Consider the following 25795-nt stretch of genomic DNA (forward strand, 5'->3'; position numbering starts at 1 on the left):
TTAAATCAACAGTTTATGTGCTTAGCCTGACGGCTATGGCCTGCCGGCAGGCAGGTCTAATCTCTCGTTTCTCCCAAATAGCTAATCTAAAGTAGGTATATACAGCAACTGCCTATTCTCAAAATCATACAAGGTCAATTCCCGCATTTCATAATAGGCTGTCCAATAATCCCTCAATGCCACAATGTAAGCTCTACGGTTCTGATCCTTTTCCTGTTGGGCTATATTGAGGTCGGTAATGGTCACATTGCCATTTTGGTATCTACGAAGGGATATTTCATACCTTTTGTCAGCAACTTCATCCGATTTTTTAGTGATTTCCAGGCGGTCTTTCAACATCGCAAAATTCCGGACCTTTGTAAAAATTTCTTGCTCAAAATTGATCATTTCCTGCTCTACAGTATACTCTTCCAATTTCTTGAATGCCGCTGCCTGTCCCATCCTTGCCTTATTCCTTCCCCAATCGAGAACAGGTACAAAAAAACCTAAATTCACAAGTGTCTGCCTATTTGGATCTGTATAAATATCACGCCAATTCAGGGCTGCATTGTTCAGACCATAACTGGCATTCAGTGTCATATTAAAACGCTGCCCTCTGGCCTGTGCCATATTTGCGTCTGCTTGCAATAGCCTGACATCAAAACCTAATGCTTCAGATCTATTTTGAAATGCATATTCAAGGGCTTCCTCTACATCGATGATGATATCCTGGATTTCAGCAGGAGGGATCAAGGTCAAATCTGCGGCTTCATTCAAACCAACAAAGGACTTGAGAACCAACGAATTGGTTTCCATATCCAATCTGGCTTGGGCAAGATCCTGTCTCGCCTGAAGCACCTGTAATTCAACTTGAAGTAATTTATCTTCATAAGTGGTGCCTATGTTATATCTTCCTTGCTCAATTTTTAGAATTTCTTGTGTATTCTGTAAATTCTTGGTGGCAATATCCAAATTGACCTGAGCGACCAAATAGTTAAAAAAAAGTTCGGTTACGGTTCTACTGATACTTTCCAATTCCTCCACATATTCCCGTTTACTCACTTCATATCTTAGTGGCTCGATTCTTTTGTCCCATTTCAAGGGATTATATGCAAATATCGGCTGACTCAGCCGTGCATTGACGGGCACACCACTCCATCTTGTTTGAGCTGACCCGGCAGGTGCCAGAAAATTGTCAAATCTGTTTGTAGATGAATTAATAGAAATGGTTCCTCCTGTAGCTGCAATTTCCTGTTGCATCCCCAATTCCAGATCCATTAAGTTCTGTCTTACTTCCCTAAACTCAATGGTCCCATCAGGTTGCACTATGTTGCTAAAAGTCTGCGAAAAACCAGGTATGGTACCGCCTAGACGAAGTTGCGGATTGTAATTTGACCTGAAAAGGCGGTATTGCCAATACCGGTTTTCCTGTCTCGTCTCTGCCCGAAGAGAAGCAGGAGACCTTGATTTGGCACGGAAAACCAGTTCATCTAAAGTATAGGTCAATTTTTCCTGGGCAAAACCAAAAACAGGTGAAAGCATCATCAATCCAAAGATGATACCGCGGTAAAAACATTTATTCATATCTCAAAGAAGTTATAGGATCCTGACTTGCAGCCTTCCTAGCTGGAGCTATACCGAATACCAAACCAACGGTAGCGGCTACTCCAAAGGAAAGAATAATGGATGGTAGCGTCACTATAGTAGGAAAATCTCCTAAATTGGAAACCAAATAGGCGAGAAAAATCCCCAATGCAACACCGATAATTCCTCCTGATACACTGATCATGACTGCTTCAAATAGAAATTGATTGACAATATCGGATTTTTTTGCACCTAACGAAAGTCTTAGGCCTATTTCTTTTATTCTTTCCATCACCGAGGCCAACATGATGTTCATAATTCCTATTCCACCCACTAAAAGTGAGATCCCTGCTATAGCGCCCAATACTAAATTAAAAATATTCTGAGTCCTTTGCTGTTGCTTTAATAACAGCTCAGGAATTGTTATTTCAAAATCCACCACCCTATTGTGCCTCCTTTCCAATAATTTTGCAATAACCTCCGCTGTTGGATTCAGTGATTCACTTTCTTCTACCTGAACAACTATTTTATCTATTTGGTGGTAATTTTGTGAAAGGCTGGTTTCAGAATCTTCATTCATAATACTATAACCGGTCACCAAATCCCTGTTTTTGAACCGGATCAACATGGACTGAATAGGCACATAAACATCCATATTGAAATCCCGTATCCCCAATTTGGAAATGCTTTGTTCAGAAATCAATCGTTCTTCCATCACTCCTATCACCTCTAGCCATTGGCTACCGCTTTTTATCTTTTTCCCGATTGGGCTTTCCTTTGAAAAAAATTTGGTCTGCACAGATCTTCCTATGATACAAACAGGGTCCCCATTGATTAAATTACGTTGACTGAACATCTTTCCCTCCCTAAGATGAAAATCCAGAACCTCAAAATAGGCAGGCGTAATTCCCACGAGTTTGGCTGACCTTCGTATTCCACTTTTGACCAAGTGGGTTTCCAGAACGATTTCAGGACTGATATTTTTTACCCCAGGTATCATTTCTGAAATCGCTTCCACATCACTCAACTTTAAACCAGGTGAAAATTTACCCCTTTCAGCTTCAAGGTCAACTTCTGCATCCACACTTTGCTCAGTCTGTTCAAAAACTGGCTCAATGACAATATTATTGACACCCACCAAACGAATTTGTTCTAAAATTTCCTGCTGTGCACCGTTACCTATAGCCAGCATGGCAATTACCGCAGCTACTCCAAAAATTATCCCAAGTGCTGTTAAAAGTGATCGCAATTTATTGGCAATTACAGCTTCTAATGCAATTTGAAAATTGGCCAAGAGTCTTTCATCAAACATAAACCTCTAGTCGTTATCTTGAGTTGGCCTTCCCCTTCTAGAATTCGTCGCTTGGGGTTCAATAATGTTTTCCGAAACTGAATAACTTAAATCTGGATTCCTTTTCCCGTTCAATTCTTCCAAAAGGTTGATGGCCATATTCTCTGACCAATCAGGTGTGGAAAGGTAAAGATTTTGACCTTCATTCAATCCCAGTTCTATCACCACATCATTGGCATTGGCCAATCCTAATTTGACTTCCTGTTTCTTTTTATTGGCGAGGTAAACGTAATTGATGCTATCATTTTGAACATTAATAGCTTCCAAAGGTACATACAACACATTTTCAAGTTTATCTATTACTATAGCATTGCTTGTGGTCATTGATGGACGCATGGAAGGATCACTCTCATTTACTTTGACAATAACCTCAAAAACTTTTGCATCAGAATTAGGCCGCTGCTGTCCCACATTTGCCACTGTGATTACCTCACCAGTATATTTTTTTTCAGGGAATGCATCCAAACCCAATTCCACCTTTTGACCTACTTTTACTTTTCTGATATCGACTTCATTGACATAGGTCACACTCTGCATTGAGGATAGATCTGGTAATGTTGCCACTACTGGATTCCAACTGCTGATCTGCGAACCTTCTTTAACCTTTCCACCCCTTCCTTGTACATATATCACCATCCCGTTTTGGGGGGCTGTGACAGTAAATTTTTCTAGAACTTCCTGAATTTGCGAAACTTCACTTTGAACTTCTCTTAATCGAGCACCAACTTCCACCATTCTGGCTTTTTCCTGCAAGGTTTTTATCCTATATCTTTCCTTGGCCTGCTCAAAATCCCTTTTGGCTCTTTCGTAGGCATACTCGTTTTGTTTGATGATGGCAGGTGGTTCAAATTCTGATTGTTCCAATACAAGCTTCTTTGCCCCAACTTCATATTCCAGGTTAATCAGATTGTCTCTTTCTTGCCTTAAAACCAAAGAAGTGTCCAATTGGGTCTGCTCATATAAAGCTTTGTCCTGTTCCAGTTCAATACGTTTGTCTTCCAAGCGCCCAAATAATTCCGTCTTATCCAAAGAAGCTATGAACTCCCCTTTCTTGACGACAGTACCTTCATCCACCATCGATTCAATGGTCATATTTCCAACCCTGTACCGCCTAGCTTCAACCGGTCCCAAAATTTCCACTGAATTAAGGGCCTGTAATTCTCCGGAAGTGGTGATTTCAACCCTGAAATCACCTTGCTTTACTTCTGCAGTGATATCAAATCCGTCCTCAACACCACCTCTTGAAAAAAAATAAAAAAGAAATGCTATAGATGCTACTACACCAATTAATATGAATATGGTTTTTTTCTGCATGACACTCATCTTAAGTACAATAGCAAATTTACACTAAATTGAGCTTGTATTCCCCCCAATAAGAAAATTATAAAGCCATTAAAGGAATATACAAATTGTCAGGGTTTCGTAAAAACCCATGGTTTTGGTTTGTCAGGATTTTGATAAATTGCGAAAATTAAAGCGGCTAATAGCTCTTTTAAATCTTCAAAAAGAATCCATGAAATCCATAATCAGTTTTGTAATCAGGTACATTCCAAGGAAATATCTTCAATTGGTTTCACATTTTTTTTTGAGGGTTTTCGCTGTTTTCTATAAAGGATATAATGTTACCTGTAATGTTTGCCAGCATTCCTTTCGCAAATTCCTGCCCTACGGCAGAAAGGCCAGAGAAAATGCACTTTGCCCTAACTGCCTTGCTTTGGAGCGGCATAGGTTGATATGGCTGTTTTTACAAAAGGAAACAGATTTTTTCTCCTCCCAATTAAAGGTACTCCACATCGCTCCTGAATTGTGCTTTATTGACCGGATGGCGGCGTTGCCCAACTTGGATTATATCACTGCCGATCTGGAATCCCCATTGGCCAAAGTAAAAATGGATGTGCATCAAATACCCTTTGAGGCGGAGACCTTTGATGTGGTATTCTGTAATCATGTGCTGGAACATGTGGATGACGATCTCCTCGCCTGTAGTGAAATCAACCGGGTACTGAAAAAAGACGGATGGGGAATCATTCAATCTCCGGTTTATGACCTGGAAAAAACAATTGAGGACAAAACCATTTCCGATCCTGCGGAAAGGGAAAGGCTTTTTGGCCAAAGAGACCATGTCAGAAAATATGGGAAAGATTATGCCTTAAGATTAAATCAATCAGGGCTCAGGGTACATGAGAATCCTTTTGTAAAAACACTTCCTAACGAGGTCATTCTCAAACACGCCCTCCCCGAAAACGAAATTATCTTTTTTTGTAGAAAAGGAAAAAAATAAGTCAGGATTTTCCCTCACTTACCAATTTTTCCATCAGGCCAAATATCAGACCGGCACCATAAAAGCTCAATTGTCCGAATGAGGTGAAAATGGCCATAATCCCCACAAGCAATGACCGGGTCTTGACGGCTGAATCAAGAAATACAAGGATAATCCAAATCAGGTAAAGCTGTAAAATGAAAAACGAAATTGGCGAAAACTTCAAAAACAAAGCAATCCCAAACAACCACCCCAACAGAAAAAAAGTCGGCAATAGATGAACCATCTTGATGGCATCAGGATGATACCTACTTACATTGACTCTGTTCTGCCCAAAAGAAAAACTTTGCTTGAGAAAAGTCCTGAAGGTATTTTTTCTCTTATGGTAGACAAATGCTTCCTCCACCAACTCCAATCGAAATCCTAATTTCTTTAACCTAATACTCAATTCAATATCCTCGGCTTTATTCGGATCCAAAAATCCCTTGGAAACTTCAAAGGCCTCTTTGGAAAGCCCCATATTATAGCCCCTTGCCTGATACATGGCAGGGTCTTTCAGTTTGCCCCTGATTCCTCCTGTGGTCAGGACCGAGGTCATACTGTAATTAATTGCTTTCTGAAAATTTGAAAATCCCGAGCCGGCATCATCAGGCCCTCCATGGGCATCAAGATTTCGGTGTTTAATGGCAGCATTTAGAATCGAAAAATAATCAGGGGGTATAATACAATCTGAATCAAACAGGACAAAATATTCGCCGGTGGCTTTTTCCATCCCGAAATTTCTGGCAAAACCTTGCCCAATATTTTCAATGAAATAATAACTGACTTTGAATTTTTCTTTGAAAAGAGGAATGATATCCGCACAGGGAAAAACCGAACCATCTTCTACAATGATGACCTCAAAATCTTTGTAAGACTGATTGGTCAAGCTTTCCAATAACTCCCGGATTTCAAGAGGTCTGTTGTACACAGGTATGATGACCGAAAAAAACATCAGTCCTTGAAATTCAATTCTTCTTCAATATTGTAATCTGCCTTTCGGCTATTGTTGGAAGTCATCATTTCCGCCAAAAAGCCAGTCAAAAACAACTGAACCCCCACAATCAATGCCACAAGAGCTAGAAAAAACAAAGGCTGTGCAGTGATTTCCCTTACTACCCTTCCTTGATAAAGACCATAGATTTTTTGGAAAATCAACCATGAAGTGATAAAAAAACCGGCCAAAAATGACACAGTGCCCAATGTTCCGAAAAAATGCATCGGCCTTCTTTTGTAGCGATTGACAAAAGAGACAGATATCAGGTCTAGAAAACCGTTGAGAAACCTTTCAATCCCAAATTTGGTCTCTCCGTACTTTCTAGGTCTGTGTTCCACTACTTTCTCGCCTATTTTCGCGAATCCGTTCCACTTAGCAATCAGCGGAATATAACGGTGCATCTCTCCATAGATATGGATATTTTTCACCACTTTACTTTTATAGGCTTTCAGTCCACAATTAAAATCATGAAGCTTTATCCCTGAAATAAGCCTGGTAACCCCATTGAAAAATCTGGAAGGGATGGTTTTGGTAATGGGGTCACGCCTTTTTTTCTTCCAACCTGAAACGACATCATATCCATCCCTGACGATCATTTCATACAACTCGGGGATTTCATCCGGGCTGTCCTGCAAATCAGCATCCATGGTAATTACAACCTCCCCTTCCGCTTTGCTGAAACCCATATCCAATGCAGCCGATTTCCCATAATTTCTGGTAAAGCTGACTCCCTTTACATTTGGATTAAGCCCGGCTAGTTTTTGAATTTCATTCCACGATCCATCATTACTGCCATCATTGACAAAAATAATTTCATAAGAATAGCCGTGCCCGTCCATGACACGGCCTATCCAGTTATGTAATTCAGGCAAAGAATCCTGTTCATTGAATACAGGTATGATGACAGAGATTTGGATCATTTTAGAAATTAATAGTCTTCTGTTTTCTTATTTATAGAAACAGCAATTAAGCCAATGATTAAAGCACCAAAAATGGCGGCTAAAAAAGATGAAATTCCAATAAATTCTGCGGTTTGAAAGAATTTCATGAAACCAGGAACCGCATCTGGATCATATGTGGTTCCCATTTTTTCCTGGGCTTCAATCTGGGCTTCCAATATTTTGTCTAATACAGAATTATCAATAAATTTGATATATAAATAGGTTCCAAAAGCTCTGATAGCACCACCAATCAAACCCACTAAAAATACTATTTTAAAGCCTTGGCCAAAAGACAAGAAGTCGTTATTTGATTCCCTAAACTCTTTTGTTGATAAATAATAAATTGCAAAAGCTATTCCTATATTCAATATTGAGGAAATAATTGTTGCTGTTGTTCCCATACTGCTCATGTCGAATACAATTGACAATATGGCTACAATCAAGGCTATTAGGCCATAAATAAGCCCCCATTTCTTGATAGCTTCTGATGATGAGATTTTTTCTTCCATAATCTTATTTTTTTAAGTTTTAGTTTTTCTTAAAATTATAGAAATTATGATTGTAAAAAACAGTCCCGGAAGAATTTTCCAAATAAAATCATTTAATGCAATATCAATGGGTTTCATCGCCATGATTTTCTGCAAGGTAATTTCAAAAGACTCTTCGCTAAGTTGAGAGATGATCAATTCTTTGTTTGTATTTAGGACTTCTAGCTTTAATATCTTTATTGCTTCAAATAGGCTAATATCAATCAGAAGAATTATCCATATTCCTAGGCCAGAAATAAAAGCAATCATGGTGTAAATCAAAAAACCAATGGACATCCCATTGGCAAAACTCAACTCGCCATTGTTTACATCCTTTTTGAAATACCTGATTCCCAAAAAAACAAAAATCGGGATCAACACATAGCCGAACAACATGCTAAAATTGGTCGGGTCATACCCCAGCCAATTGAACATCAAAAAAGCAAAAACACAGAACAATCCGCCAATCAGGCCAAAGCGATAAGTTGACTCTAGGTACCTGTTCATTTAGATTTTGACAAATTTGTTTTTGTTGATCACAAATTTCACTTTACCCATTAATTCAGTATTGTACCAAGGTGAATTAGAAGAAAGGGATTTATTGGATTTCTTATCAAAAACCCATTTTTCTTCAGGATCAAATAGGGTAAGGCTATCCAACTTATCCGATTGCTGACCCAAAACAACTTCAGGACCGCTTGTGATTTTCGAAATAAGTAAAGGCCAGGTAATTTCATCTGCCAACTTGCACATTGCCGGCAAAAAAGTCTGCAAACCTAACATGCCAAATAAGGATAGATCAAATTCCATATGTTTTGCATCTATGTCTTGTGGCTGATGATTGGATACGATGGCATCAATAGTACCATCTTTTAACCCTTCAATAAGAGCATCCCTATCTTCTTTTCCTCTGAATGGAGGCATTACCTTAAGGTTGGTATCAAAATCCAGCATATCCTCATCTGAAAATATCAATTGATACAACGAGATATCAGCAGTCACATTTAAACCCTCTTTCTTAGCTTTTCTGATTTCCTCAACTGCACCTTTCGTACTAATTGTCTGAAAATGCAATCTCCCACCAGAATACCGTAAAATTTCAAGGTTTTTGTGAATGGCGATATCTTCCGCAAGATTGGGGATTCCTTTCATTCCGATCCGGGTAGAAGTCAGTCCTTCATGCATCTGACCAAACAACGCCAATAAAGGTTCATAAGTCTGATCAAACAAAATACCATCGAACTTCTGCAAGTATTGCAATATTTTCATCAATCTATCAGGATTTGAAATCGGATGTAATCCATCTCCAAAAACAAAAACTCCTTCCTGATTCAAATCCAGGATATCTGTAAAGTCCTCTCCTTTAGTATCTTTAGTCGCAGCTGCCTCAACAATCAGGTCAGAAAACCAATTGGCAGCTTTCGATTTCAAAAACTGAATTTCATTTCTGGTCTGTACTGCAGGATGGGTATTGGGCATCAGCACCGCTTTGACAAACCCACTTGATTGTAACACTTCCCCCAGACTATCCATCGATTCTTTGTATTCTTCCCCAGGTTCACCCGACATGCACCTCAGGTCTACCCATCCCTTCGAGGCAAGGAAGTCTGAACAATCAATGGTCTCTTCGATAGGGAAATCCGAACTGGAATTTTCGTCAACAATCTGATGACCAGTATAAACAAAGTTTTTGGGAGGGTTTATCCTATGCGAGTCAATTAACCTGAGCGCTTGGAGCAATACAGCCATATAAGAAAGGTTTGTGCAAAACTGCAATAATATTCCAAAAAATGAAAGGAAAATTGGGCAGGTTTGAGGATTAACAAATACCTCATGGCACCAAACCCAAGAAATTGTACCCCTCAACCAAATTCTGAAAAACTCTGATTTTACTCCTAAAGCAAAACAGGATTCTGAATTCAGAATCCCGCTTTATTAGGGCTTATAAAATTATCGTTTAATTAGATTAATTTAAACATCGCAATGTCAAAACCTCGTATCACTTTTACAAATTAATGGGTATGTTTTTTCAAAGAAAATTAGAAAGATCAATATGAGTATTGTACAATTTTGCTACTTTAAGTAAAAGGAACCAAAAACATGGGTATTTATTCCCACTCTATCGTTGCCGGTGGTTTAGACGATATGTCATAAACTACCCTGTTCACACCCTTAACTTTATTGATGATTTCATTGGACATTTTTCCAAGAAACTCATAAGGCAAGTGAATCCAATCCGCTGTCATGCCATCTACAGAACCAACGGCCCTGAGTGCCACGACCTTTTCATAAGTCCGCTCGTCGCCCATGACGCCTACTGATTGGATGGGAAGCAAAATTGCCCCTGCCTGCCAAACTTGATCATACAAACCATGTGTCTTTAACCCCTGAATAAAAATATGATCCACCTCCTGAAGAGTTTTGACTTTTTCAGCAGTGATGTCGCCAAGGATTCGGATTCCCAAGCCTGGGCCTGGAAAAGGGTGCCTTCCAATGATTTTCTCGGGGATTTCCAATGCCCTGCCCACTTCTCTCACTTCATCCTTGAAAAGCGTGTTGAGCGGTTCCACTACGGATAATTTCATAAAATCAGGCAATCCACCCACATTGTGGTGCGATTTGATCGTGGCAGAAGGGCCTTTGACAGAAACGGATTCAATCACGTCCGGATAAATGGTTCCTTGACCTAGCCATTTTACACCATCTATCTTATGCGCCTCATCATCAAAAACCTCAATAAATGCACGTCCTATGGCTTTCCGCTTTGCTTCAGGTTCAGAGATACCTGCCAAAGCATCGTAAAACCGCTGCTTGCTGTCCACCCCGATGACATTCAATCCAAGTGTCAAATAAGATTCCAATACTTCTTCGTATTCGTTTTTTCTCAGCAAGCCATTGTCAACGAAAACACAAGTAAGGTTTTCTCCAATGGCCCTATGGATCAAAGTGGCTGCCACGGAGGAATCCACCCCACCTGAAAGCCCCATCACCACTTTATCATTTCCGATTCTTTGCTTTAGTTCAGCAACGGTGGCATCTATAAATACATCAGATGTCCAATCTTGGGAACAGCCACTGATTTGGACCACAAAGTTTCTCAGCAAATTTTTACCTTCTGTCGTGTGGGTCACTTCAGGGTGAAACTGGATTCCATAGGTTTCTTCCCCTTTGATTTTAAAAGCAGCGACTTTCACAGAAGATGTACTGGCAATGACTTCAAAACCCTCCGGCAATGTCTTAATCGTATCTCCATGGGACATCCAAACCTGGGATCCATGGGTCATTTCTTTCAACAGGTCATAATGCAAATCGATATGGTCAAGGTTAGCACGGCCATATTCCCTGATTTCAGAAGGGAGGACTTCCCCTCCATATTTGTGGGCCAAAAGCTGGGAACCGTAGCAGACACCCAAAATCGGTAATTTCCCTCTTAGACTGTCAAGATCAAGATCGGGGGAACCTTCGTCCCGTACCGAACAGGGACTTCCGGAAAGGATAATTCCTTTTATATCTTCTGTGATCTCAGGAACTTTATTAAATGGGTGAATTTCGCAATAAACATTAAGTTCCCTAACTCTTCGGGCGATGAGTTGTGTGTACTGGGAACCAAAATCAAGAATGAGGATTTGTTCTGCCATGCGCAAAGGTACACAGGGCAGCCATAACGGGAAAAGGTTTTCAGAAGATTATTTTGTAGGGGAGAGGAATGGATTGTAAGATTGGAAAATTTTAAAATTGGAAGATTACCAAAATTTGTCCCCTATGCCACAGTAAAGAAAGATGTAAGATTGGAAAATAACTACCTCTCGGCCTAGTTTAAGCTTTCGGCGGCGACTGGGTATGAGTTTGAAACTACACCCTCTTATGATATTCAATTTGCAATTGGTATTCACGAAAATCATATTATTTACTTTTCCTTATCTTCTTCTTACTGATATTTTTCCTTTATTTCTAAAGGTTTTTCTTGTAAACTGGAATTGCTCCCGACTGCTGTACGGGATCCAAGGATAAAAAGGTGTAGATACTCCCGACAGCTGGGCTTCACTGTCCACTTGCTCCTAAACGCTCTTAGGGGGAGTATAAAAAAAAACGAGCCGGAAAAGCATGAACCTTTACAATTCAGCCACATTTTCGGCTCGTTTTTATTTTAGTTAACAGAATTAAGGTGCTTGATAATAGTAAATTCTCTTGCAGATTTACTTTCAGCATCCCATTTCAATTCGCCATTAAAGAGAACTTTTATTACTCTTATCATAAAGGAACTACCGGAATATTTAAAAAATTCAGCATGAATAGTGTCACTGTCGTTTTCGTTCCACTGAACAACTGTTTTTTCAGAGTCTAAAACCAAAAACATCACATATTCATTTCGGAATTCATGAGGAGAGCCAATTCTAAAGTTTCTGGGCATATCAAGATGAGTTTCGATAAACTCTATCATACGTCCATCTCTTTCGTAGAAAACTTTAATTTTACTTGGATCAAGGTATCTTTCATGACCGGGGTCTAGGAGGTCATTGCCTTCTTCGTCCAAAATTTTAAGAATCGCAACTGTGTCAACGGTAAAACCTCCTATGTTTGGTAGCTGTTCTTCATTTGAACAAGCACTGAATAAGAGTACAAGAACCATTGGGAAAATATAGATTGAATTTTTCATAATGAATTAATTTAAGGAATTATATTAAATATCATAAATTTTTCATTATTGAACGATAAGGTGATTCCTTTTCCTAAAGGAGACTTACTTTCTTTAACATTTTTAGATCCAAAAGTTTCAACATCAAAGTCAACCTTGCTGGATTTCAATGGACTTTGTTTTTCATTTTGGGGTAATGGAAATTCAATGGTACTTGCAATCATTCTTGCCTTATCGATATCTACATAATGGATATCATTTTCTTCAAAAGCTGCGCCTAACTCGATTGGCTCAAATTCTTGACAACTGAATGTAATCAAGATTAATAAGCCAAGAATCTGCTTAGGAAAGTACCCAGACAGAAAGTCTAGATGTTTGCTGGCGGGGGGGGGGAGTAATAGTTTTCATTCATGGGAATGTTGTTTAAAAATTTAAAATATCTAATTCATTATCAATTTATTAACATATTTTCTAAAAGTCAAGAGAAATTTAAAAAGTTTTAATTGACAATTACGGTTTCCTTCTACCCCCTCGGTGTAGTTTAGGCTTTCGGTGGTGACTGGATATAGGTGCAACTACACCCTTTTATCAAAACCAATTGTAATTTTTGAAAACTGGAATTGCTCCCGACCAAAGTATGGGATCCAAAAATAAGAAGGTGTAGATACAATCTATACCTAGCCAATCTCCACCCAAACTAAGAATTTGTACCTTGAGTTGGAATGTTTTATTTAATCGAAAAAGCCTTTGCCGGGTTTTCTATCAGCATCAGGTCCAGTTCCTGTTGGGTAAATCCCTTTTCTTTCAACAAAGGAATCAATTCATCAAACAAAGCGGTAAATCCTATAAAATCCCCTCCATTGGCTTCGCCGGGGCTGTACCAGCCTGCATCATGTGAAAGCAGTACCCGATCCAAAATCCGGTTCTCATTACAATAGACAATCCTGTCAAGATGTCCGGGCACATCCCATGCTATTCCGTCCAAACTGATCCAGACTCCCTGTTCGGCAGCCTTCAGGTAATTGGCATAATCCTTCTCGGCCTGGGCATGAACCCAGACGAAATTGCTGACATCGACCCCTGACTCCAATAAAACATCAATTTCAGCTTTGGCAGTATTCCAAGGCCCTGTATGGGACACGATCAGCAAACCAGTTTCCAAATGGGTAATCGCTGCAGCCTGTACCAACTTCCTGTCCATTGGAGAAAGCTGATCTCCTTCATTGACAGAAATCTTTATAAACCCCGGAACAACTCCTGTGTCCTCAATTCCATTTTTAAATTCCCTTATCCATCTCTTAGCCAATTCCTCGGCTGATTCAGAGAAGGCATGTTCGGGCAGGTATTTTTCTCCAACAGCACCGTAATAACCTGTGTTGGTGATAAATCGGATTCCTGTCAGATCAGTCAGTTTTTGTAACAATACAGGATCTTTACCAAGATAACTTGGAGTGCATTCGATGATAGTTTTTACACCCTTAGTTTTGATCTCTTCCAAAAAGGGCAGCACTCGCTGTACCACAGAATCTTTGTCCCATCGGTGATATCCCGTGGAATCCGCCCCAATAAAATCCACCAGAATATGTTCATGGATCAAGGTCAGCCCCATTTCCTCGGGACTGATTTTGCCGGAGACAGTTTGGATATAAGATGAATCTGCTTTTTGCTCAGTGCATGAAAAAAAGATGAAAATGATTAAGAAGGGGATGATGATTCTTTTCATGTTACTTGTTGGGAAGGTGGGAAATAAAACTAAGAAAAATAAACCTATTTTTCCAAATATCAATTAGGACCTAGAAAATCCATTAGATTAAATAAGTTTGTATAAAAAGGTGAAATATTACTTTCAGGAATTGGTTATCTAGTAATCCCGAAGGGATTTAATCCCCATTGGGGTATTTACCCCGGATGAAATCCGGGGGATTGCTCTGAATCCATAATGTTCAGAAAATCCAACCCCGACAGGGGTTGAATTAAGGAGTATAATTTAACCCCTGTCGGGGTTGTGAGACAATATTAAGATTATTGATGCTTTTTCCACCGGATTTCATCCGGGGTAAATAACCTGAAGGTATTCAATCCCTATCGGGATTGAGAATTACTATAATCCAATTTATTGCTATTTCTACTATGGTTTTTTAGATTGACGGGTGGGTATTCTTTTGGAAAGATGACCCGATCCAGTAGTGCCCTACTCCTCTGTCAAACTCCCATTCTCCCCTTCAAAAAGTGTTTCCAATTCCACTGCCATAATTTTTTCTACTTCTTCCAAGTACCTGCCAAAAACTGCGGTACTTCCATGGGTGAGGTAAACTTTCTCTGCTTCGGTCGCTTTGATGGCAGAAATCAAGCCTTCCCAATCAGCATGATCTGAAAGTACGAATCCCGTATCGGCTGCTCGTCTTCTCCTTGCTCCCCGGATATTCATCCAACCTGAACAGATCCCTGTACGATATGGAGAAAATTTCTTCATCCAAGGACTTCCCATGGCAGATGGCGGGGCTATAATCAAAGCTCCTTGAAACCTACTTTTGGGCAATTCCTGCGTCACCCTTGGTATATCGATGACTTTTACACCATTGGCTATCAAAGCCTGATTGGTATTCCAGACTGCTCCATGGGCAAAAACTTCACCAATGGAATAGTCAAGATGATTAATGATGCGCTGGGCCTTTCCCAAAGAATAGGCAAAAACAACCGAATTACGGCCTTGTTCTGCATTCAGTCTCCACCAATTGTTTAGGCTTTCGAAAATCTCCTTTTGTGCCTGCCATTTGTAAATCGGCAAACCAAAGGTACATTCCGATACAAACTCATGACATTTGACCGCTTCAAATGGCATAGAAAGTCCGTCATCCTCCACTTTATAATCACCGCTGACTACGACTATTTTTCCCTTGTATTCCAATCTGATCTGGGAAGATCCTGGAATATGGCCTGCAGGATGAAGAGAGATTTTTACACCATTGATGTGGATCGGCGCATTGTAGTCTAAAGTTTCAAGAGATATGTCCTGACCAAGCCTAAGTCTCATGACTTCAGCAGAATGGTGATGGGCAAGGTAATGTTTCATTCCATACCGGGAATGGTCGGCATGGGCATGGGTGATGACAGCCTTATCTACCGGCCTCCATGGATCGATAAAAATATCTGCCTGTGGGCAGTATAATCCGGATGGGGTCAGTTCTAGGAGGTTCATTGTTTCATTCGTTTATCGGGGTTTTTAACTGTCCGGTTGACCGATGTCGGATGACCGATGACCGATGTGTGCTACTGAATACTGCCTACTGAACCCTGAACACTTCTGGATACCTAAAGCAATTCCTCCAGTTCCTTCCCCGGTTTTGGATAGCTTAATTTAGCTAATCTTTTGCCGATATGGTATTCGTCCAATCCTGAGACGGTCACTGTGCCCAAAGCATTCAAATCAAGAGAACCATCCTCGCGAAGCCCTTTTTCATCTACCCGGATATGTTCGATAGCACCAATGACCATTACTGTGCCGTTTACTTGGAGCGTTTGGGTTTCTGCTAATTGGCAACCTACCTGTACCGGACTTAATGATACAAAGGGAGCATAAAAACCATCGAAATAGAACTCTTCCAACCCTGTGGTATCAAATTCAGATCCTTCATATCGGGCTGCGGTCTGATGCGCTTGTTTGTAAAAATCTGAGGTCACGTGATTGAGTGTGAAAAATCCGGTTTCAAGGATATTTTCCAATGTATGCCTTTCTACCGTATGTGGTCTAAACAGCACACCAACAAAAGGTGGCGATGCACCTATGTGAAAAACCTGCGAAAAAGGAGAGAGATTAGTGATACCTGATTTACTTTTTGTACCGATAAGGTTAAGACTCTTATATCCCGCAAGGGAATTGATCAAATCTCTTCTAAAAAATGATTCAGCCTCCATGACAGAGGCTTTACTAAAATACTTCATCATACCAGAATCGCTTCTTCAATGGAATTACAGTATTTGATGTCCAAGAGGTGTATGATGTTATCAGGATTGTTTTTCATAATTTGTTCTTTGGCAATCATAACCATCTTTTCAAACCACTTTTCCTCGGGAAGAATTTTTCTATGTTTGCTTAAACCAAGTTCCAGCATTTTATTCTTCCAATTTAGGAAATACCATTCCATACTTGGCTGATGAAATGCTCTTAATGATCTTTTGTCGAAAATGAATTTTTCATAATTCCCACTTTCAACAATTTTTGAAATTTCAGCAAAAACTTCCTTGAAATCATCTATAGGAATATAGTCCGTCAAAAGTTCACAGATAATTATTCCTTTCTTCTGATTGGCATATACCCTTGCATAACGGATTTCGAAAATCAGTTCGAAATTGTTGAATTCTATGGCACTGGCTGTAATATTCATGGTGGCGATGGATTTTTTAGTGAAATGAACGGTTCTTCAAGTGTTGGCCATTAGTGACTTCTGCTTTAAAACTACCCAAGTTCTCTTCAAGACGTATTGCATAGTCCAAGGTTGTCTTAATTAGTTCTTGTTGGGATTGAATCTGTTCTTTCAATCTTGCCAACTCCTTGTTCATATCTGCCAATTTGATTTCGTATTCTCTTGTAAGCCGTTCTTTTTCAATTCTGGCTTTTTCCAGTTCTTCCTTGAAAATCAAAAATGATTCCGGTGGAGTCCTCATATTCTCTGTACTTTATACTCAGGGACTATACCCTATTTCAATTACACTTTTTACCCTAAATTGTTTAAAAAAACATTTCTTATCATCTTATCTAATGGTACTCATTCCTCCATCAAGATGTAATACTTGACCTGTCATCCAACTTGCATCTTCTGATAAGAGGTATAAAGCAGCTGAAGAAATATCCTCCGGCTTGCCATACCTTCCCAAGGGGTGACGCTTATTAGAAGCTTCTTTTTTATCATCCGAAGATAGCAATTGATTGGCCAATGGGGTATCTGTCAATGAAGGCGCTATAACATTGACCCTGATTTTATTGACTGACCATTCTGCCGCCAAGGATTTTGCAAGTCCCTCCACGGCTCCTTTTGCACTTGATATGGATGAATGAAAACCCAATCCAACGCCTACTGCTACTGTACTGAATAGCACCACTGATGCACTGTCGGATTTCTTAAGCCCTTTCATACATGCCTGTAATACCCTTACTGCCCCTAAAACGTTTATATTATAATCTTTTTGAAAATCAGCTACAGTGAATCTATGGAAAGGCTTCAAATTGATAGTGCCCGGACAATAAACCAAACCATCGATGATCTCAGGTAAATCATTTATTGAATCAAAATCCTCGGTAACATCCAACTGACTGCTCCCTTCCTGACTTTTTGAATAACTAAACACATTAGCTTCTAAATTTTGTAAACTTTCTACCAAAGCCGCTCCTATTCCGGAGTTCCCACCTATCACTACAATATTTCTATCTTTCATTTTTTTGGTTTTAATTAAATAATCAATGTGACTCAAAATTGTTTTTGGAATTTGGGAGAATCTTTGTTTTTGTAACTTACTCCATCTTTAAAAACCGAAATCATAAGACCATACCTTTTCAATCGATATTTACATGTGATATGCGATAAATTCCGAGTTAAAAAAAAACCGGACAGTGATGCCCGGTTTTACGTGGTTTAGTTTTGTATTCAATATATTTTATAAACTAATGTATTTCATGAACTCTGATCTTGAATTTTCATCATTTTCGAATTTACCGCTGTAGAAGGACGTGACAGTTGAACTGTTGACATCCTGAACACCTCTAGTGGATACGCACATGTGATGCGCATCGATAACTACTGCCACATCATCTGTACCAAGTGCTTCTTTAAGTTCATTGCCAATCTGCATGGTCAACCTTTCCTGAACCTGTGGTCTTTTGGCAAAATATTGAACAATTCTATTAATCTTGGAAAGGCCTATGACGTTTCCATTGGATATATACGCAACATGAGCTTTTCCATAAATCGGAACAAAGTGATGTTCACAATTAGAGAAAAAGGTAATGTCCTTTTCAACAAGCATCTCATTGTATTTGTACTTATTTTCAAAAAGTTTAGCGTCTGGCTTATTTTTGGGATCAAGTCCGCTAAAAATTTCTTTGATGTACATTTTGGCTACTCTTCTTGGAGTTCCTTTCAAACTGTCGTCAGAAAGATCAAGACCAAGGACATGCATAATTTCTTTGAAGTGTTTCTCTATCAACTCAATTTTGAGGTCATCATCCATTTCAAAGGCATCTTCTCTTAGAGGAGTTTCTAAAGATGTTCCAATATGTTCATCACCTATCTCATCTATAGGCTGGGCGATATCAATTCCCATCGTATTCAACAAAATTTCTTTCTGTTTCATATAGTCGAATAATTAATTCGTGTTTTAAATCGATTTTTTTTCTTAAAATATTCCAAATAACCACAGCAATGTTTTCCGCTGTTGGGTTAAGATTTCTGAATTCATCTGTATCTAGGTTTAAATTTCTATGGTCAAATTTATTTAAAATATTTTCTTTGATCAGGTCACTCAATATTTTCATGTCATACACATACCCCGTTTCAGGGTCAATTTCGCCTATCAGTTTTACAATCAACTCGTAATTGTGACCATGAAAATTCGGATTGTTACATTTTCCAAATATCCTTTCATTTTGTTCATCAGACCAATTCGAATTGTGTAATCTATGGGCAGCATTGAAGTGCTCCTTTCTGTATACTGCTACTTTCATGATTTACAAACAGAGGAATATGAATTTTTGTTTAATTTTTTTTCAAATAGTTTAAACAAAAATTGCAAGTTATTGATAATCAACAATAATTAAATCATTTAAATGTAATAACCTGAATTTGGTTTGATTTAAAAGGCTTAACATTCAATTTAATCAAAACAGTTCCATACCTTAATCCTACATTTTGAGCGGAAAAATAAAGTTCTTTGACTTTATTGTTATTCTACCATCGATGACAACTATTTGTGGATTTGGAACTTTTTATGTAAACATTTTATTATCAAACTGTAATGCGAAAATTCACCCTACTCATCACTTTATTATTAGGCAGTACTTTCTCAAGTTATTTCTTGGTCAGTAGCTCCCCCGCTTCAGTCCTAATAGAAAGCTCTGTGGAAGATCATTTCATAGAACTTATTAACTCTAATTGTTTCAATGAAAAATTCAAAGTTCCAAAAAGGGACATTCTCTCTTTAGGAATCAAGGGTTATCTCAAACTGAAAGCAGAAGGGAATATGCCTGAAGGCAAGCCTTTGACAGTAATTGACTTTTCATTGCCATCTTCTGAGAAGAGAATGTGGATCATAAATATGAAAGATGGCGTTATTTTACATTTTGGACATGTCTCCCACGGAAGAAATTCAGGGGATTTGATGGCCCAAAAATTCTCCAATAAAAATTCCTCTTTTATGAGCAGCCTCGGTTTTTATCTAACTGCCGAAACTTATCAGGGAAAACACGGCTATTCATTGAGATTGGATGGGCTTGAGCCAGGGTTTAATGATAATGCCAGAGAAAGGGCCATCGTTATTCATGGTGCTGATTATGCACGTGAAGACTTCATCAAACAGACAGGGAGATTGGGAAGGAGTTTGGGTTGTCCTGCACTTCCACAGGAGATTACAACTGAAATTATAGACCTGATCAAAGACAGGTCTGTAATATTTATTTATGGCAAGGATGACAATTATTTGAATCAATCCCAAATTTTAAACGCCTGACAATTTGGGCCCTCTTTTTCTGATGGCAGTGATTATTTCAGAATTCCGATCATAAATATCCTGTCTGAAATACTGATTACCCACTCCATCGGTCCAATAAGTCAGGTATAAAATGACAACCAGAATTTTCCGGTCGAGCATTACAGTCTGTTCTTTTGATTGCCTCATTGCATTTTGGATTTTTTCATCTGTCCAATTGGGGTCAAAAGACAACAGCAGCTTAGCCAGCTCAAATGATTTTTGTAGCCTTATACAACCATGACTTAGGGCTCTATCTTCTCTCTGAAATAAACTACGGGCAGGTGTATCGTGGATATATACACTATATTTATTGGGAAACATAAATTTAACCAAGCCCAATGAGTTGTGCGTTCCGGGCTCCTGTCTAACGATGTAAGGGAAATTTCGTGGATTAGTTTTGTTCCAATCTATGGTATTCGGATCTACTACTGTACCTGAGGAAGTCAGCAATGTCATGTTTTTCTTGGCAAGGTATTGATTGTCCTTTTTTATAGCAGGGACAATCTCATTTCTAGTAATCGATGAGGGAACTGTCCATGTTGGGCTAAAAACTAAATAGGACATTAGTGTGTTGAATTGTGGTGTAGAATGATAACTTTTCCCTACAATTACCCTGGAAGTGAGTATAGTATCTTTCTTTTGAATGTAATCTAATTGATAGTTGGCAATATTTACCAAAATCACTTCCTGATCTTTGATACTGTCCGGAAGCCACCTCAGCCTTTCCATATTGACAGATGCCGTAATTATCAGGTCCTCAGGAGTCATGTTGGCGGCACGGATTGTACCTTGACCTATGATTCCATCAGACTCCATTCCATGGCGTTTTTGAAGTTTTTTGATTCCTGACTCCATAATACTGTCATAAATCTTTTCATCATCAGTCTCGTAAGGTTGCAAAAATTCCCAGAAATAAAGCCTATTTCTGATTTCAGGAATGATATTGTCCGATTCTCCAGGTTTGACAGTCTTATTTGTTTTTATAGATTTCCAAGTCGCTACTTGTTCACTTTCGAATCTACTCTGATCATCAAAAAGCTGCCTTAAGCCATATCTCATGTTTTTGTAGATAGAAAAGGAAGGATATAGTTCCTCAAAACTTTTTCGGATGCTTTCATTGACCAATGCATATTCCAGCCTCAGATCGATTCTTAATTCAGGAGAATTCCTTTGGATATTCCATGTGGCCTTTAAGCTTTCCGGATCCACTTTGCCCATATTCAAATGGGAAGATAGCATTACATAGGCATCTGTCAATAGTACATCAAGTGCAGCCAAATCTGCAAGAGAAGCTTTTTGTCCCTCTTTGGAAAAAGATTCAATTTTATCAAAATAAAGATTGATATGACCAAGATGATAATCGTCTGGAATCAGGCCGTCATATTTAGATTGGCCGATTTCATATCGCATTTCATATGCTATTTCAAGTAATTTGGCGTTTTTGGTCCAAGCGGGCATGAAGTTTCTCTCCCCATAAAACCGGTGAATAACTACTGAACTGAACAACTCCTCCCCATCTATCTCGGGCCTATCCTCAGGACTTGTACTTTCCAAGAAGCTTCGGATAATTGATGGGATGCCATTGTCTTCAATTACCTCTTGGGAATAGGAAGGGAAAAAAGAAAATAAGCCTAAAATGAATATCAGCAATTTTTTCATGTGTATTTTAATACTCGGGTCAGAAAACTTAGACCTCAAAATTTTGATATTTTTGACCCAAGGCCCAAGATTCCAACAACATGGTCAAAAAAAGGTCCATTTTATCTAAAGGAATCAGATTTGGCCCATCACTGAGTGCTTTGGATGGTTCCGGATGTGTCTCTATAAAAAAGCCATCAATCCCGGTTGCCGCTGCGGCCCTGGCTAAAAACGGGGCAAATTCCCTTTGTCCGCCACTGCTGCCAGCCATTCCTCCCGGTTGCTGCACACTGTGGGTGATGTCAAATACTACAGGAGCAAATTGTCTCATGATAGGTAATCCTCTCATATCTACAACCAAATTGTGATAGCCTAAACTAAAACCTCTTTCTGTCAGACAAACATTGTTGTTACCTGTAGACCTCACTTTGGAAACCGCATATTCCATATCTTCGGGTGCCATAAATTGCCCTCGTTTGATTTTCACTGCCTTTCCAGTTTGGCCGGCTGCCAACAACAAATCTGTTTGTCTGCACAAAAATGCCGGAATCTGAAGCACATCTACAACCTCAGCTACCTCTGCCGCCTGATAGCTTTCATGAATATCCGTCACCAAAGGGATCTGAAGCTCTTTACCAACTCTTTGCAGAACTTCAAGTGACTTGTCCATACCGATACTCCGAAATGATGAGGATGAAGTCCTATTCGCTTTATCAAAAGAGGCTTTAAAAACATAAGAAAAACCCAATCGGTCTGAAATTTCTTTCACCTTGCTGCCGATTTCTATACAAATATCAAAACTTTCGACAGCACAAGGTCCTGCAAACAAAACAGGCTTGCCTTCACCTAATACTGTCTCTTCAGAAATATGCATGGGTATGTTAGATCTTTTCATATTATTGGTTGATATACTTGTCGATGATGGAGGATAGTAATCCCTTGGATTGTAAAATTAAATCTGCAACTTCTCTAAACACTCCTTGCCCCCCTTGGAGAGATGAAATGAAATCAACATGTTCAGAGACATAAGGTAGCGCATCAGCAGGGCAAGCTGAAAATCCTACTTTTTTCAGAATAGGTAAATCAATCAAGTCGTCTCCGATGTATGCGACTTCTTCCAAATTTATTTCAAGAACTTCCAACACTTCAAGAAGTTTTTTGGATTTATCCTTGATGCCATGATAATGAAAATCAAAATGCAGCTCCTCACACCTATTTTCCACCACTTTGGAATTCCTGCCGGTGATGGCACCTACCATGATGCCATTTTTCCTTAATGGGGCAACTATAAAGCCATCTTTGACATTGAATCTTTTGTACTCAACACCACCATTGTCATATATGATTCCTCCATCTGTAAGGACACCATCCACATCAGTGATGAGCAATTTTATTTTTTCGGCCTTTTGAATATTGGCTTCTGATATTCCTTTCAGGTAATTGTTCATCTTATTTCTTTTTCTTCCATTGAATAGAATACAAATCCAATCTTCGTTGATCGAGATTTCGGACACTTCCCGCTTTTCTCTGTTTGGTCAAAAGATCCAAATCCACATCTGCTACAATGGTAGTTTCAGCATTTTCTGCAGCCTGAGCCACAGTGGCATCATGAGGGAAAGAGAAATCAGAAGGTGAATATATAGCAGATTGAGAATATTGAATATCCATATTTTCAACGCGGGGAAGGTTACCCACAGAACCGGTAATGGCGACGTAACACTCATTTTCCACTGCCCGCGCTTTGGCACAGGTGTTCACTCTTAAGAAGGCATTTTTTGTGTCGGTCCAATAGGGCACAAAAAGAATATCCATTTCCTGTTCGGCCAAAATTCTACCCAATTCGGGAAACTCGACGTCATAGCAAATCAGGATTCCGATTTTACCTGCATCCGTATCAAATACTTTAATGCCATTACCGCCCTGAAGCCCCCAATAGGACTGTTCATCCGGGGTGATGTGCAGCTTGTATTGTTTATCTGTGGTACCGTCTCTTCGGCATAGGTAACTGACATTTCGAAGTTTTTTACCATCATATTCAGGCATACTCCCTGCGATGATATTGACATTATAAGAAAGGGCGAGGTCGCTCATTCTACTGACGATTTCATCTGTATAGTCCGCAAGATTTCTAATGGCTTCGGAAGCATCCATATCATTGAATTCAGCCAATAATGGTGCATTGAAGAATTCGGGCAACAGACAGAAGTCAGATTTATATCCCGAGACGGTATCCACAAAGAATTCGACTTGCTGCATCAGATCATCGACACTGTTGAACCGTCTCATTTTCCACTGAACCAATCCCAATCTGACGATGGATTTTTTATTACCTATCAGCTTCTCATCCTTCTCATAATAGATATTGATCCATTCCAGCAATGTGGCGTAAGCACGGGAATCGGTATCTTCAGGAAGGTATTTGGTTATTACTTTCCTAACGTGAAATTCGTTGGCCAATTGAAAAGACAAAACAGGATCAAAAATCTCCTTGCTTTTCACCATGTCAATATATTTCCGGGGAGTCATCTGATCAGCATACTTTGAATATCCCGGAATCCTTCCACCGGCAATAATAGAACGGAGGTTCAGGTTTTCACAAAGTTCTTTTCTGGCATCATATAATCTTCTGCCAATCCGCATGCCTCTGTATTCTTTATCGACAAAAACATCTGTCCCGTATAAAGTATCCCCATCATCATCGTGGGTATCAAATTTCCCGAATCCAGTAATTTGATCATAGGTATGATTATCACCAAATCTAGTATAATCCACGATAAGGCTCAATGCCGCAGCTACTACCTTGCCATTATCTTCAATACAAATCTGTCCTTCTGGAAAAACTTTAAGCTGATTTTTTAATTCCTGTCGGGTCCATGCCCCACCTTGATCTTTATAAATTGCAACCATGATTTCACGGATGTCATCATAATCGGAAAGTTTAATATTTCGGAGCTTAAGCCTATGCTCCAGTTCATCTCTTTGCTTACTCATATCACAAAATTAACCAAAATTCAATCAATTATTTTAAATTCCGCATTTTTGAATTTCAAAACAAAACTATCTACCGTATTTCAAACAAAAGTCTAACCAAAACTATTAATATGGCATAGAAAGTTTAAATTAGCCATAATTATAAAAGTCTTTTGAGTTTTAATCTACAAAACGAAAACAATATATCAGTGAACAGATTCTTCGAATTGCTTAACGACTTAATTAATTACAGGCTATTCACTATGGGTGAATCAAAAGTCACTCTTGGATTGATTTTTACTTTGATTTTTTCAATTGTAGCCTTGCTAGTCATTTCGGAATGGATTAAAAAATTCCTGATAAACAGGGTACTTAAAAATTACAATATTCAACAGGGGACTAGGCAATCAGTTGGTACCATTGTCAAATACCTGCTCATCATTGCCGGTATGTTTTCCATACTTCAGACCACAGGCATTGACCTCAGTGCCTTTGGAATTCTAGTGGGTGCTTTGGGTGTGGGTATTGGTTTTGGTCTGCAGAATATTACCAATAATTTTATCAGTGGGCTGATCATTCTATTTGAGCAACCCATTAAAGTAGGTGATAGAATAGAAGTAGGCGATATCTCAGGAGATGTTCTTAAAATATCTGCCCGGTCTACAACGGTCCTCACAAATGACAATATCAGTGTAATTATCCCAAACTCTAAATTCATTGATGATCAGGTAATCAATTGGTCTCACAACGATAGACGGATTAGGTTCAATTTTCCTGTTGGGGTATCCTACAAGGAAAATCCGGAAAAGGTCAAAAAAATTCTAATTGAAGTGGCATTAAAGCACAGTGGCATATTAAAAGATCCTAAACCGGATGTACTTTTCGATGAATTTGGTGACAGTAGCTTAAATTTTTTTTTGAGAGTCTGGACTTCTGAATTTGTCAATAAACCAAAAGTGCTTAAAAGTGAACTTTACTATGAGATTTTCAGGAGATTTGAAGAAGAAGGGGTAGAAATTCCTTTTCCTCAAAGGGATATACATATTATTACCGGAGGTGAAACATTGAAAAATTGATTTTTTTTCATTTCTTTAGGTCGATTTTCCGAATATCTCGCATCTAATTGCCCAGAA

The 25795-nt window shown here is 39.0% G+C and carries 26 protein-coding genes; 3 read left to right on the forward strand and 23 right to left on the reverse strand.

Features of this window, described 5'->3' with window-relative positions:
* Nucleotides 1–81: 81 nt before the first annotated feature.
* Genes HMJ38_RS23470 through HMJ38_RS23480 form a run of 3 tightly spaced genes read right to left on the reverse strand, consistent with a single transcriptional unit; the run spans nucleotide 82 to nucleotide 4228 of the window.
* The gene (locus tag HMJ38_RS23470; protein ID WP_194976890.1) at nucleotides 82–1563 is read right to left on the reverse strand and encodes a TolC family protein; all 1482 of its coding nucleotides are present in this window, start codon (nucleotides 1561–1563) and stop codon (nucleotides 82–84) included.
* Complete coding sequence (locus HMJ38_RS23475) at nucleotides 1556–2875, reverse strand: ABC transporter permease (protein WP_194976891.1); 1320 nt, start codon at nucleotides 2873–2875, stop codon at nucleotides 1556–1558. The genes HMJ38_RS23470 and HMJ38_RS23475 overlap by 8 nt, the downstream gene beginning before the upstream one ends.
* A gap of 6 nt (nucleotides 2876–2881) precedes the next feature.
* The gene (locus HMJ38_RS23480; protein ID WP_194976892.1) at nucleotides 2882–4228 is read right to left on the reverse strand and encodes an efflux RND transporter periplasmic adaptor subunit; all 1347 of its coding nucleotides are present in this window, start codon (nucleotides 4226–4228) and stop codon (nucleotides 2882–2884) included.
* A gap of 199 nt (nucleotides 4229–4427) precedes the next feature.
* On the opposite strand from HMJ38_RS23480, the gene HMJ38_RS23485 reads away from it, so the two are divergent.
* Nucleotides 4428–5195 carry a class I SAM-dependent methyltransferase gene (locus HMJ38_RS23485; protein WP_194976893.1) on the forward strand — a complete coding sequence of 256 codons (768 nt, stop codon included), beginning with the start codon at nucleotides 4428–4430 and terminating at the stop codon, nucleotides 5193–5195.
* Between the two features lies 1 nt (nucleotide 5196).
* Here the strand turns inward: HMJ38_RS23485 and HMJ38_RS23490 are convergent, their stop codons facing one another.
* The 16 genes from HMJ38_RS23490 to HMJ38_RS23565 all read right to left on the reverse strand — a co-directional run bounded on the left by HMJ38_RS23490 (nucleotide 5197) and on the right by HMJ38_RS23565 (nucleotide 19032).
* Nucleotides 5197–6168, reverse strand: a complete 972-nt coding sequence (locus HMJ38_RS23490) for a glycosyltransferase (RefSeq protein ID WP_194976894.1) — start codon at nucleotides 6166–6168, stop codon at nucleotides 5197–5199.
* Entirely contained in the window at nucleotides 6168–7130 is a 963-nt protein-coding gene (locus tag HMJ38_RS23495; protein ID WP_194976895.1) for a glycosyltransferase family 2 protein, read from the reverse strand. Before HMJ38_RS23495 ends, HMJ38_RS23490 begins: the two co-directional genes overlap by 1 nt.
* A gap of 8 nt (nucleotides 7131–7138) precedes the next feature.
* Entirely contained in the window at nucleotides 7139–7660 is a 522-nt protein-coding gene (locus HMJ38_RS23500) for a DUF4199 domain-containing protein (protein WP_194976896.1), read from the reverse strand.
* Between the two features lie 12 nt (nucleotides 7661–7672).
* Nucleotides 7673–8185: a DUF4199 domain-containing protein gene (locus tag HMJ38_RS23505; RefSeq protein ID WP_194976897.1), complete on the reverse strand. Its 513-nt coding sequence runs from the start codon at nucleotides 8183–8185 to the stop codon at nucleotides 7673–7675.
* Nucleotides 8186–9427: a dihydroorotase gene (locus HMJ38_RS23510; RefSeq protein WP_194976898.1), complete on the reverse strand. Its 1242-nt coding sequence runs from the start codon at nucleotides 9425–9427 to the stop codon at nucleotides 8186–8188.
* A 359-nt stretch (nucleotides 9428–9786) separates the two neighbouring features.
* A complete protein-coding gene (gene guaA / locus HMJ38_RS23515; protein ID WP_194976899.1) occupies nucleotides 9787–11316 on the reverse strand; it encodes a glutamine-hydrolyzing GMP synthase in 1530 nt (509 codons plus the stop codon).
* A 509-nt stretch (nucleotides 11317–11825) separates the two neighbouring features.
* On the reverse strand, nucleotides 11826–12335 hold the full coding sequence (locus HMJ38_RS23520; protein WP_194976900.1) for a hypothetical protein: 510 nt from the start codon (nucleotides 12333–12335) through the stop codon (nucleotides 11826–11828).
* 11 nt (nucleotides 12336–12346) lie between these two features.
* The gene (locus HMJ38_RS23525) at nucleotides 12347–12634 is read right to left on the reverse strand and encodes a hypothetical protein (protein WP_194976901.1); all 288 of its coding nucleotides are present in this window, start codon (nucleotides 12632–12634) and stop codon (nucleotides 12347–12349) included.
* A gap of 407 nt (nucleotides 12635–13041) precedes the next feature.
* Nucleotides 13042–14037 (reverse strand): phosphotriesterase family protein, encoded by a 996-nt coding sequence (locus tag HMJ38_RS23530; RefSeq protein WP_194976902.1) that lies wholly within the window; start codon nucleotides 14035–14037, stop codon nucleotides 13042–13044.
* A 468-nt stretch (nucleotides 14038–14505) separates the two neighbouring features.
* A complete protein-coding gene (locus tag HMJ38_RS23535; protein WP_194976903.1) occupies nucleotides 14506–15513 on the reverse strand; it encodes a ligase-associated DNA damage response exonuclease in 1008 nt (335 codons plus the stop codon).
* Between the two features lie 113 nt (nucleotides 15514–15626).
* Entirely contained in the window at nucleotides 15627–16259 is a 633-nt protein-coding gene (locus tag HMJ38_RS23540; protein ID WP_194976904.1) for a flavin reductase family protein, read from the reverse strand.
* The gene (locus HMJ38_RS23545) at nucleotides 16256–16699 is read right to left on the reverse strand and encodes a hypothetical protein (RefSeq protein ID WP_194976905.1); all 444 of its coding nucleotides are present in this window, start codon (nucleotides 16697–16699) and stop codon (nucleotides 16256–16258) included. Before HMJ38_RS23545 ends, HMJ38_RS23540 begins: the two co-directional genes overlap by 4 nt.
* A 16-nt stretch (nucleotides 16700–16715) precedes the next feature.
* Nucleotides 16716–16979: a hypothetical protein gene (locus tag HMJ38_RS23550; protein WP_194976906.1), complete on the reverse strand. Its 264-nt coding sequence runs from the start codon at nucleotides 16977–16979 to the stop codon at nucleotides 16716–16718.
* Between the two features lie 87 nt (nucleotides 16980–17066).
* Nucleotides 17067–17747: an SDR family NAD(P)-dependent oxidoreductase gene (locus tag HMJ38_RS23555; RefSeq protein WP_194976907.1), complete on the reverse strand. Its 681-nt coding sequence runs from the start codon at nucleotides 17745–17747 to the stop codon at nucleotides 17067–17069.
* A gap of 219 nt (nucleotides 17748–17966) precedes the next feature.
* Nucleotides 17967–18662 (reverse strand): GTP cyclohydrolase I FolE, encoded by a 696-nt coding sequence (gene folE, locus HMJ38_RS23560; protein WP_194976908.1) that lies wholly within the window; start codon nucleotides 18660–18662, stop codon nucleotides 17967–17969.
* Nucleotides 18622–19032 carry a 6-pyruvoyl trahydropterin synthase family protein gene (locus tag HMJ38_RS23565; protein WP_194976909.1) on the reverse strand — a complete coding sequence of 137 codons (411 nt, stop codon included), beginning with the start codon at nucleotides 19030–19032 and terminating at the stop codon, nucleotides 18622–18624. The genes folE and HMJ38_RS23565 overlap by 41 nt, the downstream gene beginning before the upstream one ends.
* 290 nt (nucleotides 19033–19322) lie before the next feature.
* Between HMJ38_RS23565 and HMJ38_RS23570 the strand changes: the two genes are divergently transcribed.
* Nucleotides 19323–20033 (forward strand): murein L,D-transpeptidase catalytic domain family protein, encoded by a 711-nt coding sequence (locus HMJ38_RS23570; RefSeq protein WP_194976910.1) that lies wholly within the window; start codon nucleotides 19323–19325, stop codon nucleotides 20031–20033.
* Here the strand turns inward: HMJ38_RS23570 and HMJ38_RS23575 are convergent.
* Genes HMJ38_RS23575 through HMJ38_RS23590 form a run of 4 tightly spaced genes read right to left on the reverse strand, consistent with a single transcriptional unit; the run spans nucleotide 20022 to nucleotide 24683 of the window.
* Nucleotides 20022–21713, reverse strand: coding sequence for a L,D-transpeptidase family protein (locus HMJ38_RS23575; RefSeq protein WP_194976911.1), 1692 nt, complete (start codon nucleotides 21711–21713; stop codon nucleotides 20022–20024). The genes HMJ38_RS23570 and HMJ38_RS23575 overlap by 12 nt on opposite strands.
* Nucleotides 21714–21741: 28 nt before the next feature.
* The gene (kdsA, locus tag HMJ38_RS23580; protein WP_194976912.1) at nucleotides 21742–22587 is read right to left on the reverse strand and encodes a 3-deoxy-8-phosphooctulonate synthase; all 846 of its coding nucleotides are present in this window, start codon (nucleotides 22585–22587) and stop codon (nucleotides 21742–21744) included.
* Nucleotide 22588: 1 nt separating this feature from the next.
* Nucleotides 22589–23140: a KdsC family phosphatase gene (locus HMJ38_RS23585; protein ID WP_194976913.1), complete on the reverse strand. Its 552-nt coding sequence runs from the start codon at nucleotides 23138–23140 to the stop codon at nucleotides 22589–22591.
* 1 nt (nucleotide 23141) lies between these two features.
* Nucleotides 23142–24683, reverse strand: a complete 1542-nt coding sequence (locus HMJ38_RS23590) for a bifunctional GNAT family N-acetyltransferase/carbon-nitrogen hydrolase family protein (protein WP_194976914.1) — start codon at nucleotides 24681–24683, stop codon at nucleotides 23142–23144.
* A 242-nt stretch (nucleotides 24684–24925) separates the two neighbouring features.
* On the opposite strand from HMJ38_RS23590, the gene HMJ38_RS23595 reads away from it, so the two are divergent.
* The gene (locus HMJ38_RS23595) at nucleotides 24926–25738 is read left to right on the forward strand and encodes a mechanosensitive ion channel family protein (protein ID WP_194976925.1); all 813 of its coding nucleotides are present in this window, start codon (nucleotides 24926–24928) and stop codon (nucleotides 25736–25738) included.
* Nucleotides 25739–25795: the final 57 nt, after the last annotated feature.

It is taken from the genome of Aquiflexum lacus, assembly GCF_015476655.1.
Taxonomy (GTDB): domain Bacteria; phylum Bacteroidota; class Bacteroidia; order Cytophagales; family Cyclobacteriaceae; genus Aquiflexum; species Aquiflexum lacus.

Excerpts from the sequence above, each read along its gene's own strand:
- folE (WP_194976908.1), bottom strand. The coding sequence starts at position 18,662 with ATGAAACAGAAAGAAATTTTGTTGAATACGATGGGAATTGATATCGCC.
- HMJ38_RS23475 (WP_194976891.1), bottom strand. The coding sequence starts at position 2,875 with ATGTTTGATGAAAGACTCTTGGCCAATTTTCAAATTGCATTAGAAGCT.
- HMJ38_RS23505 (WP_194976897.1), bottom strand. The coding sequence starts at position 8,185 with ATGAACAGGTACCTAGAGTCAACTTATCGCTTTGGCCTGATTGGCGGA.
- HMJ38_RS23540 (WP_194976904.1), bottom strand. The coding sequence starts at position 16,259 with ATGATGAAGTATTTTAGTAAAGCCTCTGTCATGGAGGCTGAATCATTT.
- HMJ38_RS23570 (WP_194976910.1), top strand. The coding sequence starts at position 19,323 with ATGCGAAAATTCACCCTACTCATCACTTTATTATTAGGCAGTACTTTC.
- HMJ38_RS23545 (WP_194976905.1), bottom strand. The coding sequence starts at position 16,699 with ATGAATATTACAGCCAGTGCCATAGAATTCAACAATTTCGAACTGATT.
- HMJ38_RS23550 (WP_194976906.1), bottom strand. The coding sequence starts at position 16,979 with ATGAGGACTCCACCGGAATCATTTTTGATTTTCAAGGAAGAACTGGAA.
- HMJ38_RS23490 (WP_194976894.1), bottom strand. The coding sequence starts at position 6,168 with ATGTTTTTTTCGGTCATCATACCTGTGTACAACAGACCTCTTGAAATC.
- HMJ38_RS23590 (WP_194976914.1), bottom strand. The coding sequence starts at position 24,683 with ATGAGTAAGCAAAGAGATGAACTGGAGCATAGGCTTAAGCTCCGAAAT.
- HMJ38_RS23510 (WP_194976898.1), bottom strand. The coding sequence starts at position 9,427 with ATGGCTGTATTGCTCCAAGCGCTCAGGTTAATTGACTCGCATAGGATA.
- HMJ38_RS23500 (WP_194976896.1), bottom strand. The coding sequence starts at position 7,660 with ATGGAAGAAAAAATCTCATCATCAGAAGCTATCAAGAAATGGGGGCTT.
- kdsA (WP_194976912.1), bottom strand. The coding sequence starts at position 22,587 with ATGAAAAGATCTAACATACCCATGCATATTTCTGAAGAGACAGTATTA.
- HMJ38_RS23575 (WP_194976911.1), bottom strand. The coding sequence starts at position 21,713 with ATGAAAAAATTGCTGATATTCATTTTAGGCTTATTTTCTTTTTTCCCT.
- HMJ38_RS23485 (WP_194976893.1), top strand. The coding sequence starts at position 4,428 with ATGAAATCCATAATCAGTTTTGTAATCAGGTACATTCCAAGGAAATAT.
- HMJ38_RS23555 (WP_194976907.1), bottom strand. The coding sequence starts at position 17,747 with ATGAAAGATAGAAATATTGTAGTGATAGGTGGGAACTCCGGAATAGGA.
- HMJ38_RS23495 (WP_194976895.1), bottom strand. The coding sequence starts at position 7,130 with ATGATCCAAATCTCTGTCATCATACCTGTATTCAATGAACAGGATTCT.
- HMJ38_RS23535 (WP_194976903.1), bottom strand. The coding sequence starts at position 15,513 with ATGAACCTCCTAGAACTGACCCCATCCGGATTATACTGCCCACAGGCA.
- HMJ38_RS23470 (WP_194976890.1), bottom strand. The coding sequence starts at position 1,563 with ATGAATAAATGTTTTTACCGCGGTATCATCTTTGGATTGATGATGCTT.
- HMJ38_RS23585 (WP_194976913.1), bottom strand. The coding sequence starts at position 23,140 with ATGAACAATTACCTGAAAGGAATATCAGAAGCCAATATTCAAAAGGCC.
- HMJ38_RS23595 (WP_194976925.1), top strand. The coding sequence starts at position 24,926 with ATGGGTGAATCAAAAGTCACTCTTGGATTGATTTTTACTTTGATTTTT.
- HMJ38_RS23480 (WP_194976892.1), bottom strand. The coding sequence starts at position 4,228 with ATGCAGAAAAAAACCATATTCATATTAATTGGTGTAGTAGCATCTATA.
- HMJ38_RS23520 (WP_194976900.1), bottom strand. The coding sequence starts at position 12,335 with ATGAAAAATTCAATCTATATTTTCCCAATGGTTCTTGTACTCTTATTC.
- HMJ38_RS23565 (WP_194976909.1), bottom strand. The coding sequence starts at position 19,032 with ATGAAAGTAGCAGTATACAGAAAGGAGCACTTCAATGCTGCCCATAGA.
- HMJ38_RS23530 (WP_194976902.1), bottom strand. The coding sequence starts at position 14,037 with ATGAAAAGAATCATCATCCCCTTCTTAATCATTTTCATCTTTTTTTCA.
- guaA (WP_194976899.1), bottom strand. The coding sequence starts at position 11,316 with ATGGCAGAACAAATCCTCATTCTTGATTTTGGTTCCCAGTACACACAA.